This window comes from Arthrobacter sp. ov407 (assembly GCF_900102895.1).
GTDB lineage: Bacteria > Actinomycetota > Actinomycetes > Actinomycetales > Micrococcaceae > Arthrobacter.
The window spans coordinates 1-14,899 of sequence record NZ_FNGD01000003.1; the positions used below are offsets into that span (position 1 = coordinate 1).

17 protein-coding genes and 2 pseudogenes are annotated in these 14,899 nt (G+C 64.7%); 9 read left to right on the plus strand and 10 right to left on the minus strand.

Features of this window, described 5'->3' with window-relative positions; translation table 11 throughout:
- The 3 genes and pseudogenes from BLS42_RS04475 to BLS42_RS04485 all read left to right on the plus strand — a co-directional run.
- A pseudogene (locus tag BLS42_RS04475) lies at positions 1-290 on the plus strand (NDP-hexose 4-ketoreductase); the annotation flags it as partial.
- A 26-nt stretch (positions 291-316) separates the two neighbouring features.
- A pseudogene (locus BLS42_RS20485) lies at positions 317-514 on the plus strand (hypothetical protein); the annotation flags it as partial.
- Between the two features lie 212 nt (positions 515-726).
- A complete protein-coding gene (locus tag BLS42_RS04485; RefSeq protein WP_090577150.1) occupies positions 727-1,080 on the plus strand; it encodes a hypothetical protein in 354 nt (117 codons plus the stop codon).
- 228 nt (positions 1,081-1,308) lie between these two features.
- Here the strand turns inward: BLS42_RS04485 and BLS42_RS04490 are convergent, their stop codons facing one another.
- Complete coding sequence (locus tag BLS42_RS04490) at positions 1,309-1,698, minus strand: MerR family transcriptional regulator (protein ID WP_090577153.1); 390 nt, start codon at positions 1,696-1,698, stop codon at positions 1,309-1,311.
- 24 nt (positions 1,699-1,722) lie between these two features.
- On the opposite strand from BLS42_RS04490, the gene BLS42_RS04495 reads away from it, so the two are divergent.
- On the plus strand, positions 1,723-2,532 hold the full coding sequence (locus tag BLS42_RS04495; protein WP_090577156.1) for an NADPH-dependent F420 reductase: 810 nt from the start codon (positions 1,723-1,725) through the stop codon (positions 2,530-2,532).
- A 109-nt stretch (positions 2,533-2,641) separates the two neighbouring features.
- Here the strand turns inward: BLS42_RS04495 and BLS42_RS04500 are convergent, their stop codons facing one another.
- Entirely contained in the window at positions 2,642-3,703 is a 1,062-nt protein-coding gene (locus BLS42_RS04500; protein ID WP_090577915.1) for an SLAC1 family transporter, read from the minus strand.
- 168 nt (positions 3,704-3,871) lie between these two features.
- Between BLS42_RS04500 and BLS42_RS04505 the strand changes: the two genes are divergently transcribed.
- Positions 3,872-4,378: a winged helix-turn-helix transcriptional regulator gene (locus tag BLS42_RS04505; protein WP_090577918.1), complete on the plus strand. Its 507-nt coding sequence runs from the start codon at positions 3,872-3,874 to the stop codon at positions 4,376-4,378.
- Positions 4,379-5,019: 641 nt separating this feature from the next.
- Here the strand turns inward: BLS42_RS04505 and BLS42_RS04515 are convergent.
- From BLS42_RS04515 to BLS42_RS04525, 3 genes are all read right to left on the minus strand, one after another.
- Positions 5,020-5,352, minus strand: a complete 333-nt coding sequence (locus tag BLS42_RS04515) for a carboxymuconolactone decarboxylase family protein (protein WP_090577159.1) — start codon at positions 5,350-5,352, stop codon at positions 5,020-5,022.
- A 58-nt stretch (positions 5,353-5,410) separates the two neighbouring features.
- The gene (locus BLS42_RS04520; RefSeq protein ID WP_090577162.1) at positions 5,411-6,610 is read right to left on the minus strand and encodes an MFS transporter; all 1,200 of its coding nucleotides are present in this window, start codon (positions 6,608-6,610) and stop codon (positions 5,411-5,413) included.
- 177 nt (positions 6,611-6,787) lie between these two features.
- Entirely contained in the window at positions 6,788-7,804 is a 1,017-nt protein-coding gene (locus BLS42_RS04525; protein WP_090577165.1) for a zinc-dependent alcohol dehydrogenase family protein, read from the minus strand.
- A gap of 124 nt (positions 7,805-7,928) precedes the next feature.
- Between BLS42_RS04525 and BLS42_RS04530 the strand changes: the two genes are divergently transcribed.
- On the plus strand, positions 7,929-8,816 hold the full coding sequence (locus BLS42_RS04530; protein WP_090577169.1) for a helix-turn-helix transcriptional regulator: 888 nt from the start codon (positions 7,929-7,931) through the stop codon (positions 8,814-8,816).
- A gap of 308 nt (positions 8,817-9,124) precedes the next feature.
- On the opposite strand, the gene BLS42_RS04535 is transcribed toward BLS42_RS04530, so the two are convergent.
- A complete protein-coding gene (locus BLS42_RS04535; protein WP_090577921.1) occupies positions 9,125-9,502 on the minus strand; it encodes a hypothetical protein in 378 nt (125 codons plus the stop codon).
- A 72-nt stretch (positions 9,503-9,574) separates the two neighbouring features.
- Positions 9,575-10,000, minus strand: coding sequence for an Hsp20/alpha crystallin family protein (locus BLS42_RS04540; protein WP_090577172.1), 426 nt, complete (start codon positions 9,998-10,000; stop codon positions 9,575-9,577).
- Between the two features lie 134 nt (positions 10,001-10,134).
- Here BLS42_RS04540 and BLS42_RS04545 point away from each other — a divergent pair, with 134 nt between their 5' ends.
- Positions 10,135-10,428, plus strand: coding sequence for a MerR family transcriptional regulator (locus tag BLS42_RS04545; protein ID WP_090577175.1), 294 nt, complete (start codon positions 10,135-10,137; stop codon positions 10,426-10,428).
- A gap of 151 nt (positions 10,429-10,579) precedes the next feature.
- Here the strand turns inward: BLS42_RS04545 and BLS42_RS04550 are convergent, their stop codons facing one another.
- The gene (locus BLS42_RS04550; RefSeq protein WP_143019138.1) at positions 10,580-10,954 is read right to left on the minus strand and encodes a hypothetical protein; all 375 of its coding nucleotides are present in this window, start codon (positions 10,952-10,954) and stop codon (positions 10,580-10,582) included.
- A gap of 225 nt (positions 10,955-11,179) precedes the next feature.
- Positions 11,180-11,782, minus strand: a complete 603-nt coding sequence (locus BLS42_RS04555; RefSeq protein ID WP_090577181.1) for a TetR/AcrR family transcriptional regulator — start codon at positions 11,780-11,782, stop codon at positions 11,180-11,182.
- Between the two features lie 165 nt (positions 11,783-11,947).
- Between BLS42_RS04555 and BLS42_RS04560 the strand changes: the two genes are divergently transcribed.
- Entirely contained in the window at positions 11,948-13,021 is a 1,074-nt protein-coding gene (locus BLS42_RS04560) for an alkene reductase (RefSeq protein ID WP_090577184.1), read from the plus strand.
- Between the two features lie 76 nt (positions 13,022-13,097).
- On the plus strand, positions 13,098-13,811 hold the full coding sequence (locus tag BLS42_RS04565) for an SDR family oxidoreductase (protein WP_090577187.1): 714 nt from the start codon (positions 13,098-13,100) through the stop codon (positions 13,809-13,811).
- A gap of 205 nt (positions 13,812-14,016) precedes the next feature.
- Here BLS42_RS04565 and BLS42_RS04570 read toward each other — a convergent pair whose 3' ends face one another.
- A complete protein-coding gene (locus BLS42_RS04570; RefSeq protein ID WP_090577190.1) occupies positions 14,017-14,883 on the minus strand; it encodes an alpha/beta fold hydrolase in 867 nt (288 codons plus the stop codon).
- Positions 14,884-14,899 lie beyond the last annotated feature (16 nt).

Genomic DNA, 14,899 nt, shown 5'->3' on the forward strand with positions numbered 1-14,899 from the left:
GCCGCCTCGAGAAGCGCCTCAAGGACAAGGACATGGGCATCGAGCTCACGTCCGCGGCCAAGGTGCTCCTGGCGACCCGCGGCTACGACCCCGCCATGGGTGCCCGGCCGCTGCGCCGCACCATCCAGCGCGAGATCGAGGACCAGCTCTCCGAGAAGATCCTCTTCGGCGAACTGCACGCCGGCGACATCGTGGTGGTGGATGTGGAAGGCGAAGGCGACGACGCGAAGTTCACCTTCGCCGGCAACGCCAAGCCGCGCATCCCGGACGCACTGCCCGCCGCAGGCTGACCGGATACCGCCGCTGGCCACCGCCGGGCCGCAAGGACCATTTCATCCGGATCGTTCCTACGTCCATCAGCCGCCGCCGCTTCACCGTCACACCACCGCCAACCTGGTGGAGCTCCCTGGATGACGCCACCCGCCGGGTTGGAATGACATCCCGGTCACCTTCACAAGGGCTGAAGCCCGGGGGTCGTCGGTCCTCAGTCGGACTTTCCACGATCGGCTGCTGAGGTAACTGCGCCGGAGAGCGAGGCATCTTCCGGATTCACTGAGGTAGTAGGGGAAATGAATCAACTAGGTCAGAGACAGCGGCAACTCTCGAGAATCCCGGCCGGGAACAGGCCGACGAATTGAAGCAGCGCGATCGGCCGGCTGCTGCGGCGTAGTCGCTTAGGTCAAATGGGAGTAGATTTGCAGATGCCCACAGAACAAGGGAGTTTCCATGGGTGACGTGTGGATTCGTACCGCCGACCAGGGCCTGATTCGGGCCGCCAAAGTCACTGAAATTAGAACTTCTCGTGGATCGGTCCACGAGGAGACGGGATATGCGGTAACGGTGGTCGCGGGAGGTAAGGCTTTCCATGTTATCGACAACAGCGAGCTCGTCGGAGCGCAGGCTGAAAGGCTTGACTATGCACGGCGGCTGCAGGATGCGTTGTTGCTGGCGATGGATACGGCCCAAGGCGCCGAGGCGCCGATGGTGATTAGCTACGAGAAGGACAGGGAAGGCTGGATGCTTACACCGGCGTCTGATTTGGCCCGCGATTTCCCGCCCCTGAGTTACGCGAAGGACTAGCCATCCGAGGGCCAGTGCGAATTCTCCGGCCGCCGGCTGTGATCCCGACTAGAGAGGAAGCGCCAGTCCAACCGTGGTCGCAACGCCGCAACGCCGCAACGCCGCAACGGCGAGCCTGGCCACTGTGGCCACGGCCCGAGCCGTCGCCGCCGGGCAGCTCCGCTTGAGCCTGTTGACGGGCGGAAACTTGAAGCGAAGGTCAAGTCCAGCCGCGTAGGTGCGGCGAGGTTAACTTGCGGTCTTCTCCGCGACAACACCCAAGGCTGAGTCCGTGGCCTTGATGTACCGGGTGATGGAGTCACGGTTGTGGACGAGTATGTCGATCTTCTGGGTCATCCGGTCACGCTCCTGGAGAAGTATCCCCCGCAGTTCTGGGTGCGGGTCGGTGACCACGATAGTCTGCCGTCGATCCAGGCAGGGCAGGATGTCCCCTATGATCCGGGTCGGTATGCCTGCGTCGATCAGGCCACGGATCTTGCCGACGCGGTCAACGAGATGTTCGTCATATGACCGGTAGCCGTTATCGAGGCGGCGAGGGGTCACCAGGCCCTGTTCCTCGTAATACCGCAGCATCCGGGCCGGAACACCTGACCGTTTGGATAGCTCACCAATGCGCATAGGGGCCCTCCTTCGTGAACGCGAATTGACCTTCACACTAATGGAAGGGTTCAGAATGGAGCTAATTACAAGCTCAATGAAGGGATTCACATGAAGATCGGCATCCTCGGAGCAGGATCCATTGGCGCGACACTGGCCCGCAAGCTTAGTGGAGCCGGACACGAGGTCAAGGTCGCCAACTCCCGTGGTCCGGAGACCATCAACCCCGAGATCGTGGCAGCAGGAGCCCGGGCAGTAGAGGCCACCGATGTTGTCACCGACGTCGACGCCCTCATTATCTCCATACCACTGAGTCGTATCCCCGCGATCAAACCCCTTATCGCCAACCTTCCAGCCGATGCAGTCATCGTCGATACCTCGAACTACTACCCCACGCGTGATGGACAGGTGCAGGCACTCGATGACGGGCAAGTCGAGAGCGTATGGATCACCGAGCAGCTCGGACGTCCCGTGGCCAAGGCCTGGAACGCCATCGTGGCTGGGTCGTTCGAAGCCAAGGGCAAAGCAGCAGGCGACCCCGATCGCATCGCAATCCCCATTGCCGCGGACCGCGAGGCGGACAAGGCAGTAGCAGTGAGCCTGGTGGAGGACACCGGGTTCGACGCTTTCGACGCGGGGTCCCTTGCCGATTCCTGGCGCCAGCAGCCGGGAGCTCCCGCTTACTGCACCGATCTCACGCGCCAGGAAATCCCTGAAGCTCTTGCAGCCGCCAAGAAGGATCGGATCTCGCAGCGGAGGGACCTGGCGATGGCCGCAATCTCGGAAAAGCTCGAGACCGGTGCGACCCTCACCTCCGACGACGTCGTCGAAGTCAACCGAGCCATCTACATCTAACCACTGGTTCGGGCCACCGACCAAGGAACCGAGACCGGCGGTCCGATGGCGGACCCTGCGCGGAGCCAAGCGCTTCCGAAGCCCGTGCCGCTGGCGGTGGCTCGTCGGTCTAGACGAGGCCTGGTGTGTTGTTCCGGCGTTTTTCGGCGATACCGGCAATGGCCGCCACCCCGCTGCGGAGGGCGATGGCCATGATGAATGCCGTTGCCAGGGCGAGGGCGATCCAGGCATAGGTTTCGCGGCCCGGGAGGTTCGCTGCGGCGAACCAGCGGACGGCGTAGTTTGCGGTGGTGGCGACGGGGAAGGTGAAGACCCAGAAGAGGGGGCTAAAGGGGAGCTTGCGGTACTCGCCGATAAGGAACAGTTGCATGAGCAGCATGATGATCAGCACTCCGGTGAGGCCGAGCTGCAGCGCTCCCATGGGTCCCGGGTGTGAAACCATCCAGGCGACGCTTGCGGTTGCTGGCGCGGCCAGGTAGGCCGACAGGCCGGTCTTGGCCGCCGGGGGGAGAGCGCCTGCGGTCATCAGCCGGACTGTGACGACGGTTCCGACGACGAGCCAGAAGAAGGCGCCGATGCCGAAGGCGGCCAGCGCCGCGTCGTGGGCGTGGATGCTGGAGAATCCGATGCTGGCGACGAAGGATCCGGCCACGACGGGCAGGAAGTAGCCGGGGTGAATGGCTTGCATTGAAACTCCGCCGGTAATCCAGTGGGCGAAGAGCTGGGTGGCCACGACAGTAAGGGCGGCGATGAACGCAACGCACACCCACATGCCTAATGCGGGAAGGTATTCGCTGTAGTGGGCTGAGAGCAGGATCCCCACCAGAGGGATGAAGGATGCAAACGGGCCGGCTATCTGGTGCCGGCGATCGGCGCGGAAGGCTCCTTTGCGGCGCAGGCCGCGCAGCAGATAGATCGTGGTCAGGATGAGCCAGGTGGCACTGGCGGCTCCGTAGAGGACTTCCTCCGGCCAGGCCGGCGCCCCGAGGGTGGCCCGGGCCGCGGACCATCCGGCGCCCAATCCGGCGAGGCCCAGCGGAACACCGAAGAGGCTCAACGGCAGCATGCCCGACGGGGCGGCGGGCGAAGGGTCGGCGGGTGATGGTGGGCCCGGTGAGGGGGCGCCCGGGCCGGCCGTTGCCGGCCCGGTCCTGATTTCGGTAACAGTCATTCCGTACTCCTCGGAGCTGGGGTCGTCAGTGGGGCGTGAGATCGTGGTGCGGTGATCGGCAAGGATTGCTTCATCCTGTTGGTGGCGTAGAGTCACGGTACAAGCTTTCTTTAAGAAAGTAAATAAACTTGCTTCAAGAAAGTAAGCACCTCTTTGGAAGGGATCCTGATGCCGCTTCGCACTAGCTGGTCGGAAGACAAGTGCCCCATCGCCCGGGCCGCCGACGTCCTGGGGGATCCGTGGTCCCTGCTGGTGCTGCGGGAGGTGTTCCTGGGCAACAACCGGTTCGACGGTATGAAGAAGGAACTGCGGGTCGCCGACAATGTCCTCAGTGAACGCCTCCGGCGCCTGGTCGGGGCGGGTGTTCTGACCGCCGAGCCTTACAGCGCGGGAACCCGCCCCCGGAATGAGTACCGCCTCACGGCAGCCGGGACCGACGCGCTGCCCGTCCTGCATGCGCTCACAGTGTGGGCGCAGAGGCACACGCAGTCGCCGGGCGGAAAATCAATGCGCATTATTTGCACGACCTGTGGAACCGAGTCCGCCTCCGGTGCCTGGTGCCAAACATGTGGGGCGGAACTCACGGTCGCAACCACCGCCTGGGCTCATCCGAAGTCCAGTGAAAACCTCATCGAGTTGGCCCGTGCAGGCACACCACAAAAGACCAGCGACTAAAGTCGGGGCGGCCCGGCCAGTGGGCCGCTCGGTTAATGCGCCTCAGGCACATCACCCCGTCGATGTAGATTTTCCCGACACTAATGTCGACAGAGCCGTCCGGGCAGCGGTGGATAATCCGTCGCTGTGTGCCACTAAGGAGCGGATGTCGGTCGAGGCCGGGACTCCGCAAGTATGTCCAATGCGGCGCGGCCGCTGTGACAAATGGTGCTGCGAAGATCCGGCCGGTCATGTGCGTCTGCACACCCGGGGTTGAGTGCCCAGGTGTCGCCTTCAAGGCGATAAATGCTCGTTACCCGCAGATCAAATGGCGATATTTTGTCGCCTCCTCCGACCTTGGCCTGCCAGTGTTCTATGTCCAGGAAGCAGGCGAGATGGGTAGTGACGTGCTTGGTGAGGGCATCAAAAGCCGTGACGCGTCCATCTTTGAACCGTGCCGCCGCTGAATCGAGGGCCTCTGATACTCGAAGGGAGGGGGGAGGAGGCGGTGCGGGCGCCGGGAGAGAACCGGACGGTAGCGACGACCATGGTCTGGGTGGACTCGTGGGGCAGTGCGATCGGGTCGAGCCACACGTCGCCGGCGAACTGGGCCGCCGGGTTTTTCGAGGTGGGCGCGGAGGGTTCGATGTTGATGATGTTCCTTACTTCTTGTCTGTGAAGAGCTGTTTGGCTACGCCCATCGCAGCCATGCCGTTGGGCCAGCCGGAGTAGAGCGTGACGTGGGTGATGGCTTCGATGAGCTCTTCCTGCGTCACGCCGTTCTCCAGGGCGCGGCCGAGGTGGAAGCCCAACTGGTCGGTGTTCCCGCCGGCGGTGAGTACGGCCACGGTGATGAGGCTGCGGTCCCGTGCCGAGAGTTCGGGACGGTTCCAGACGTCCTCGAAGAGCACGTCGTCGGTGAGCTCGGCAAGCTTCGGGGCAAAGTCGCCGAACATCTTGCGGCCGCCTCCGAGCTGCTTGGGCTGGTCAGTCATGATGATCCTTCTTTCGATGTGTGCAGCGCGGCAGCTGCAGGCTGTTACCTGGATTTGCTCAGAGGCGGCGTGGGAACGCCGACCGTCGGCCATACAGGGTGAGCAGGAGAGCCGCGATGCCGAGGGCGATCATGACGACCGGTAGCGCCAGTCCGTCGAATGGCGTCAGGAGGAGTGCGCCGAGGATGCCGGCGCCGAAGATTGCCAGGTTGAAGGCGACCGGGAGGAACGCGTTGGCGACGTCGGCGTTTTCGCCTCCTGCGGTGGTCAGCGGGCCCTGCAGCTGGGCTGACGCGCCGCCGAAGGCGACGCCCCAGAGGGTGGCCGCGATCACGATGGCCGGGGAAGATGTGTGTCCGATGAGCAGGATGACTCCGGATGCGACGAACGCGGTGACGCTCAGGTGCAGGAGGGGCCGGGGGTGGCGGTCCAGCAGCGCTCCGGTGATGGCCACACCGATGACCGATGCGATGCCGTAGATCAGCAGGATGAAGTCGGTGGAGAGGTCGGTTTCTGTGGCGCGGAGATAGGGGGCAATGTAGGTGTAGATGGTGCTGTGTGCGAGCATCCAGGCGACGATGACGGCGAGGATGAGGGCGACTCCGGGGATCCGGAACACGCGCCCCAAAGGAAGCCGCGACGTGGCCGGCTGCCCGGGGGCATCAGGGACGAACGCGATGATCAGTGCAACGACGACGAGTGCGAGGACGGAGAGCGCGCCGAAGGACCATCGCCAGTCGAAGGTCGTTCCGATCCAGGAGCCGAGGGGGGTGCCGAAAGCGAAGCCGAGCGGCGCGCCCGTGGAAACGATGGCCAGGGACAGCCCGGCGTTCTGGGGCGGGCTGATGCGGCGGCCGTAGGCAGCGAGCATCCCCCAGATGATTCCCGAGAACGCGCCGGCGAAGAATCGTGAGACGAGAGACAGTGCAACCTCAGGGGAGAACGTGGTGAGTGTGTTTGCGAGCACGAGTCCGGTGATACTCGCGAGCAGCAGCGGCTTTCGTCGCATACCGCGGGTGAAGGTGATCGCGGGAATGGTGGCGAGGACCGTGCCGAGGGCGTAGGCGCTGACGAGCAGACCGACAGTTCCTTCGCTGGTGTGGAGGCCTGCCGCGATGACGGGTAGCAGGCCGGCCGGCATAGTTTCGGTCGCGACGAGGATGAATCCCATTGCGGCCAGGACGACAAGCGCGACCAAAGGCAGTCTTTGCTGTGCCCTGGCTTCCGGTGCTGGTGTTCGTGTGGGGGCGGTTGTCATGTGGCTCCTTTCGTGCGGGTCGGAGACGCCGGGATCGGGCTTGGAGATCGGACGCGGCGGGAGGTCTATCCCACGGGCCGTGGGGTAGACCTCCCGGGTTTTGGCCTTTGCCGTGTTACCCGTTATCGGGCGGCAGCCTCTGCGGCGTGCCTGGACGGTTCGGCGAGGTGAATTGGATCAGATTGTGAGCAGCACCTTGGTGGCTCTGCGCTCGTCCATGGCTTTGTAGCCTTCGGCGGCCTGTTCCAGGGGCAGGGTGAGGTCGAACACCTTGCCGGGGTTGATCTTGCGGTCCCAGATCAGCCGGATCAGCTCGGGCAGGAAGCGGCGCACGGGGGCGGGGCCGCCCTCGAGCTGCACGCCGGTGAAGAACAGGTCCAGGCCGTTGAGCTCGACGTCGTGGCCGACTCCGACGTAGCCGATGCGGCCGCCACCGCGGGCGGCGTGGATGGCCTGCCACATGGATTCCTGGGTTCCCACGGCCTCGACGACGCCGTGGGCGCCGTATCCGCCGGTCATCTCCTTGATCTTCGCGGCTCCCTCGTCGCCGCGTTCTTCGACGATGTCGGTGGCGCCGAACTCACGGGCCAGCGCCTGCCGCTCCGGGTGCCGGCTGAAGGCGATGATGCGCTCGGCGCCGAGCTGCTTGGCGGCGAGGACTGCCGAGAGTCCGACGGCACCGTCTCCGACCACGGCGATCGTCTTGCCAGGCCCTGCCTCGGCAGCGACTGCGGCATACCAGCCGGTGCCGAGCACGTCAGACGCTGCCAGCAGGGACGGCAGCAGATCTGCCTCAGGTACTCCGGGAGTGGGGACCAGCGTGCCGTCCGCGTGGGGGATGCGGGCGAGTTCGGACTGGGTGCCCGTCATGAACACCCGGTGGATGCAGCCGGACTGGTAGCCGGCCTGGCAGACCTCACACGTGTTATCTGAGGCGACGAAGGAGCCGACAACGAAGTCGCCGACCTTGACGTTCTTCACGTCGTGACCGATCTGCTCGACCACGCCCGCATACTCGTGGCCCATATGGACCGGTCCATTCAGCTTCTCGATTCCGCGATACGGCCAAAGGTCAGAACCACAGATACACGTTGCAGCGAGCCGGATCACCGCATCGGTGGGCTCGGCGATCTTCGCATCCTCAAGTTCTTCGACGCGCACGTCACCGGGGGCGTACATGACAACACCACGCATAATTTGCTCTCCTGTTGGTTGGGTACAACCAGTCAAGCTCTACTTCCGTGCGCGGGGGAGTCTCTGTTGAGGGGTGTACCGAGAGGGAACCCCTCGTTCCTGCGCGCCGATTTACCCTTGAAGCATGGATAACCGGACTGAAGTGCGTGAGTTCCTGATGTCGCGGCGCGCACGACTCACACCAGAAGACGCCGGCATTGCCGCAGGGTCGAATCGTCGAGTGGCCGGGCTGCGGCGCAGCGAGGTGGCGCTACTTGCCGACGTCAGCGTGGAGTACTATGCCAAGCTCGAGCGCGGTTCCATCGCGGGCGCGTCCTCGTCCGTGCTCGAATCCGTCGCCCGCGCCCTCCGGCTCGATGACACCGAGCGCGCGCACTTGTTCGACCTGGCCCGGGCGGCAGATGGCATCCCCACCTCCGGCAGGCCCCGCAAACGCGCCACCACCCAAGCCGGGGCCCGCTTGAGCCTGCAGTGGGCGCTCGAAGCGATTACCGAGGGCGTCGCATTCGTCCGGGACCCTTACCAGAACCTGCTCGCGACCAACGCCTTGGGGCGCGCCTTCTACTCGCCGGTGATCGGAGACGGCGGCCGCACCCCGAACCTCGCGCGGTTCCAATTTCTCGACCCGGCCTCGCGGGACTTCTACCCCGACTGGGAGCTGTTCAGCGAGATGTGCGTCGGCATCATGCGTGCCGAAGCAGGCCGGGACCCCCACGACCGCACAATGCAGGACCTCGTCGGAGAGCTCTCGACGCGAAGCGAGACCTTCCGCGCACTATGGGGCGCGCACAACGTACGCACCCATGGCTCCGGAACAAAACGCTTCCATCATCCCGTGGCCGGGGAACTTACCCTGGCGTACGAAGAACTCGCGATCACCGCAGAGCCAGGTCTCGTGCTTATGGTCTACACCGCAGAGCCAGGTTCCCCCTCAGCGGAACGGCTCCGCCTCCTCGCAAGCTGGGGAGCGAGCGAGCACACGCCCACCGAAAAGCACCGAACCACGAGCTGACAAAAGTTTCACTCGCTCTGGCCCCTGAAAGCATGGGGATTTTCTCTTCTCGAGCTATTTATGAGCAATACCCCTGGGGCAGACGTATGCCCGGCCGGCGCCGTTTAGCATTGCGAAGATACCGCCTTGGTCCGCGGGTGTAGCGGCGCTCACGTCACCTGCCGTTCCGGAGCCCAAGGACACCACGCAGTTCCTTTCATACCTTTGTTCTCGGCTGGCACGTCTGCTTCGGCCGCCGTTGATATCGCGTTCCCTGCCGCGTCCGGACGTGGTGTGCAGGGGTCGTTCTGCCCGATGCACAACGCGGCCTAGGGCTGGGTGCCGTAGATGAATTCCTTCGCGTGACTGACGGCTTTTCTGAAGGCGTCGTTCCGGAGGGAGAGCTGTTCCTGGGTACTTTCCTTGCCACCCTCTGTGTAGGCGGTGATTCCGGGCCGCAGCACCCAGATGTCGCCGGCCGGAGGGAGATAAAAAACTCCGAAGGAGCGGTGCCGCGGGTCTTCGGTCCAGATGGGTACCACCGCGAGGGCAGCACCGGTGTCCGGGTTGATCCACTGGGCCCGCGGCAGGGGGTGCTCATGCACCTCGGGATCCAGAAACGGTGCCGTTCCCTTTCCCCAGCGTTGTTCGAACCGCTCGTAGAATGCCGGCAACAGCTGGCTGTCGTACGGGCGCCAAGCGCTCACATCGGACTCCTTCCCGGGCTGAGTGGCGGGATGGTCCCCGGTCCACGAGGAGCCGGGGACCATCAGTGGGGGTTAGGCGTTGATTTCCTGGCGCTGGTTTCTGTCGGTCTCGATCTCGATGCGCCGTGGCTTTGCCCTTTCGGCCATCGGGATCCGCAGCGTCAGTACCCCGGCGTCGTAGCTGGCCTTCACGGCCTCGGTATCGAGCGCGTCGCCGAGGATGAGCTGGCGGCTGAAGACACCCCGGGGACGCTCGGCGGCGATCAGCTCCGTATTTTCACCCGTCGGGTCCTTGCGCTCTGCCCTGACCGTGAGGACGTTGCGTTCGACGTCGATGTCCACCGAATCCACGGAGATTCCGGGCAGGTCTAACGCGACGACGAATTCTTCCCCCTCTTGCCACGCATCCATGGGCATGGCCGCGGGGCGGGCCGTGGTGCCAAGGACCTGCTGGGCGAGCCGGTCGAGCTCGCGGAACGGGTCGGTACGCATCAGCATGGTCTATTCACTCCTTGCAGTCGATCCTGTCATTCCATCCCAACCGATTATCTATGGTGGCTGGCATAGATTTTTTATAACACTGGTGTGAAACTGGAGCAAGGGGTTTTTGGGGAATTTTTGAGGAGGACCTGATGGAGCGGAAAATCGGAAGAAACGTGGCGGTGTATGCCATTTCCGTGGCAGCGGAGCTTGTGGGGACCGGGCAGCAGAACCTCCGGCTATACGAGCGAAAGGGCCTGCTGGAACCGGGCCGGACGGTCGGCGGAACACGCCGGTACAGCGAACAGGATCTGGAGACCCTGCGCAGGATCAGCGCCCTACTCGAGGACGGACTGAATCTGGCCGGCATCCGCCTCGTCCTTGAACTAGAAGCGACCATCAGGCGCCTCGAACGGGAACTGGCGGCGGCCCGGACCAGGCCCTGAGTGGGCTTCGTCCCGGGTCACCCCAAGCGGGTGCTGAGGTAAGGCGCGGCGCTTGAGGCCGTCACGGACGGTGCGGGCTCCGGGGGCTAGGTTCGGACCGTGGGGGCCTGCCCGTGCCCCCGGTGATCCCCGGTCGGGTACCGGACGGGCCCTAGGCGGCCGGGGCTGACGCCGGGCCGTTTCCTTCCGTGGGCTCCTGGCCGATCGGGGCGGATCGGATGTCGTCGGCGGCATTCCTTTGAATCTCCTGGGGGAGCGATGCGAGCGGGAGTTCCCGGTGGAGGATGTAATCGCAGGCAGCGGGGCCGGTCATCGCCAGCCCTGTGCACAGGCCGCCGCGCTGGTTGGGCCGGATGTTCACCGCGCGCAGCCCCGCTCTGAAAGTTCTGGCTGGGGCGGGCGCGAATCCCCGGAGGGAGCACCAGCTGAGGTATAGACCGTACAGCTCTTCCTGGGTGAGCCCGTCAGCGTCCTGATTCCGGGCGATGCAGTCATTGACGAATTCGTGTAGCGGTGACTTCAACATCTTGGCCTCCTGCGTCCGGCGGCGTAGCCGCTCAACTGGCACAGCTATCAAGGGGTGAAGCAAAACCATCCCGGGCTTCGCCGGGCACATAGAAAACTTAAAATGTCGGGCCGTGCTTGTCAACGGGGACATGCGCAGGCTCGGAAACATGGACGGCAAACGTCGGGACGCCGCTCCGCCGAGGGTACGCGTAAGCCAGCAAGCGCCCGGTTCTTGCCGATTGCGTCAGCGAGAGAGCAGTACGCCGACCTGGGTCCGGATGTCCCGAACAATCTCGTCGATGCTCAATGCGGCGTTCACGGTCGCCGCCATGCTGAGGAACATGATGGCGGTGACGATGCGGGCCGTCGTTGCGGCATCACCTGCACCGGCCAGCTCGTGCCTGCCCAGGACGGCAGCGATGGCCTCCTCGGTCTGCGCGACGATGGACAGAGCTTCGCTGTGTCGTGGCTCCTCGGGATCACCGAAGACCATTTCCCGCAGGTAGGTGCGCCCGTTGTCGACCTGGACGCGGTTGCATTCCACAATCGGCCGCACGATTGCCAGCACCGCATCGAGGACTCCAGGAATCGTTGCAGCATCAGCCCGACCTTGCTGAAGTGCTTCGGCGTAGTGGGCGTTCTGCACGAGCAGGAGCAGCTCGCCTTTGGTCTTGGCGTAAAGGAACAGGGTCCCGGTGCCGATGTCCGCCTTGTCTGCGATCTGCTGGGTCGTGACGTCCTCGATGCCGTGTTCGGCCAACAGCTCGCTGGCCGCTGCCACGATGCGGTCCAGCTTCTGCTGCTTGTTCCGCTCGCGCCGTCCGACCGGCTGGGAGGCGAGAGACATGGTGATGGATCCTCCGGAATAGATTCTGACTGCACTCAGTTATGAGTGTAGTCACTACTGTGTGGGTTCGAATGTTCCTTCGTTCATTCTCCCACGCAAGGGTCGAACCCAGTGTTCCGCCCGGCACAGTGGCGCCGAAACCCAACGACGCAAAGGATCGCACGCATGACTTCCTCCCTCTGGCAACCATTCACTCTCGGCAGTGTGGAGCTGCCGCACCGGCTCGCGCTGGCCCCGCTGACCCGGAGCCGCGCGAACCCTGACGGCACCCCTGGCGAGCTGGCCGCGGAGTACTACGGCCAGCGCGCCTCACTCGGGCTGATCATCACCGAGGGCACACAGCCGTCCGAGGACGGCCAGGGCTATCTGAACACTCCCGGCATCCATACTCCCGAACACATCGAGGGATGGCGAAAGATCGCCGACACGGTGCACGCAGGCGGCGGAGCACTGTTCATCCAACTGATGCACGTCGGCCGGATGGCGCACCCGGATAACACCCCGCACCACCGTCAGCCCGTGGGCCCGTCGGCGATCTCGGCCGAGCAGGACATGTTCACTCCAACCGGCCCGCACAAGACCCCGGTGCCGCGTGAGCTGAGCGCCCACGACATCCAGGCAACCATCGCCGGGTTCCGCCACGCCGCAGCCTCCGCTATCGCAGCGGGAGCGGACGGCGTGGAGATCCACAGCGCGAACGGGTACCTGCTCCACCAGTTCCTCTCGCCGAACTCGAACCACCGCACGGACGAATACGGCGGATCCGTGGAGAACCGGTCCCGGTTCGTCGTCGCGGTCGCCCGCGCGGTAGCAGACGAGATCGGAGCAGACCGGACCGGCATCCGCATCTCACCGGCGTTCCCGCTGGGCGGAATCAACGAAGGGGACCCCGCCGACGTCCGGACACAATATCGCCACCTGGTCGGCGAACTCGCCACCCTGAAACTTGCGTACCTGCACGTACACCACCTCGGTGACGACGAACTGCTGCGGTCCTTCCGCGACACGTGGCCTGCTGCCATCCTCGTCGTCCGGTACGGGCGCGACCGCGAGCAGATCGCCGACGACATCGACGCCGGGCTCGCGGACATCGCGCCGCTGGGCCGATTCGCCCTGGCGAACCCCGACATTGTCGAGCGCCTGCGCACCGGCGCGCCGCTAAACGAGCTGGACCCGGCAACCCTGTACGGCGGCGGCGCGGCCGGGTACACCGACTACCCCACTCTGGCACACGCCTAGTCGTCGGTCGCGGGCCGCACGCCACCGACATCACACACCCCCTAGCCATCAGAACCATCAGAAAGAAGAAACACGCATGCCCTCACTCAACGGAGCTGTCGTCCTCATCACCGGAGCCAACGGCGGAATCGGCACGCAGTTCGTGCACGAAGCCCTCGCCAGGGGAGCTGCAAAGGTTTATGCCTCCGCCCGCACACCCCGCATTTGGAACGACGAACGCATCGTTCCGCTCGCCTTGGACATCACCGACTCGGCCTCCATCCAGGCAGCGGTCGAGGCGGCACCGGATGTGACCGTACTGATCAACAACGCCGGCGCGTCGGTCTCCAGCCCCGGGATCCTCACCCACACGGACGAGGAAATCCGCAGCAACGTCGAGACGAACTTCCTCGGTCCGCTCTTCGTAGCCCGCGCATTCGCCCCGGTCCTGTCAGCAAAGGACGAAGCGACGCTCATCGACATCCACTCGGCCCTGAGCTGGTACGCCGTCGCCGGCATCTACAGCGCCACCAAAGCCGCCCTCTGGTCCGCGACTAACTCCCTCCGCCTCGAACTCGCTCCCGCCGGCGTGCATGTCGTCGGCGTCCACGTCGCATACGTCGACACCGCGATGGCCGCGCACGCGACCGACCCGAAGCTCGACCCGGCCGTGCTCGTGCGCACCGTATTCGAGGCCATGGAGGCGGGGGAGTACGAGGTCCTCGCCGACGACACGTCTGTCCAGCTCAAGGCCGGACTCAGCGCACCCCTCGAAGCGGTCTACCCGCAGCTGGTGGACACGAACGCATAAGCGAACAACGGGCGCCACCGCGTTCACCAAAAGTGAGCGCGGTGGCGCCGCCCATCTCACCCGAATCGATCGCCTGGTGCCTTGGCCTTCACGCCACATGCCGGGATAGTCACGCCAATGGCTCTGCCCGCCCGTATTCACGGGCGGGCAGAGCCACAACGCCTTTCTGCTCTGTTGGGGCCGAGTTGTATCGCGCACGTCCTGGTCAGTGGGCGAGGAATTCGACGGCGACGGGGGAGAACCTGTCGTGGAACTGGAAGATGCCGCCGTGGCCCGAGTCGGGGTAGATGATCAGCTCGGATCCCTTGATGCGCCGGTGCAGATCCCCGGAGAGGATCGAAGGCACCATGCGGTCGTTGTCGCCGTTGGCGATGAGGGTGGGGTGGGTGAGCTGCGACAGGTCCGACGGCGCAGAGCGGCCGAATCTCCGGATTGCCTTCAGCTGCGTCTGGAATGCCCTAACGCTGATCGGCATGTCGCGGTCGACCGTGCGCTCCTGCAGGCGCTTGATGAACGCTTTCGCGGCGGGCTTGCCGGTGGCGTTGCGGTTGAAGAACAGGAACTCCTTCGGGTCCGCGCGCGTCAGGGTCGCGCGGAGGATGTCCCAGTAGGTCGTGCTGACGACCTTGTCGATGTCCTTGCCGCCGCGCGGCCCGGTGCCGGCCAGCACGACCTTGCGGACGAGGTCGGGATGTTTGAGGAGCAGGTCCTGGGCGATCATGCCGCCCATTGAGAAGGAGAAAATGTCGACCTGGTCGAACCCGAGGACCTTGATGAACGTGTAGGCGTCGTCGGCCATCGCCTCGATGCTGCCGGGAACCTGCCCGGTGGATGCGCCGACACCGCGCTGGTCGAAGGTGATGACGTGGCGGTTCTTCGCGATGGGCTCGATGATGCGGGGGTCCCAGTTGTCCAGGGTCGCGGCGAGGTGCACGAAGAATACGACGGGGATTCCGGCCTTGGGCCCCAGCTCGCGGTAAGCGTAGGTGACGCCACCTGAAGTGATGGAGCGTGTGACCGCCTTCGCGTACGAGGTGACGACAGAGCCGTTCGGGGTGTCAAAGCTGCTCATGCTGGTAGTCCTCCTG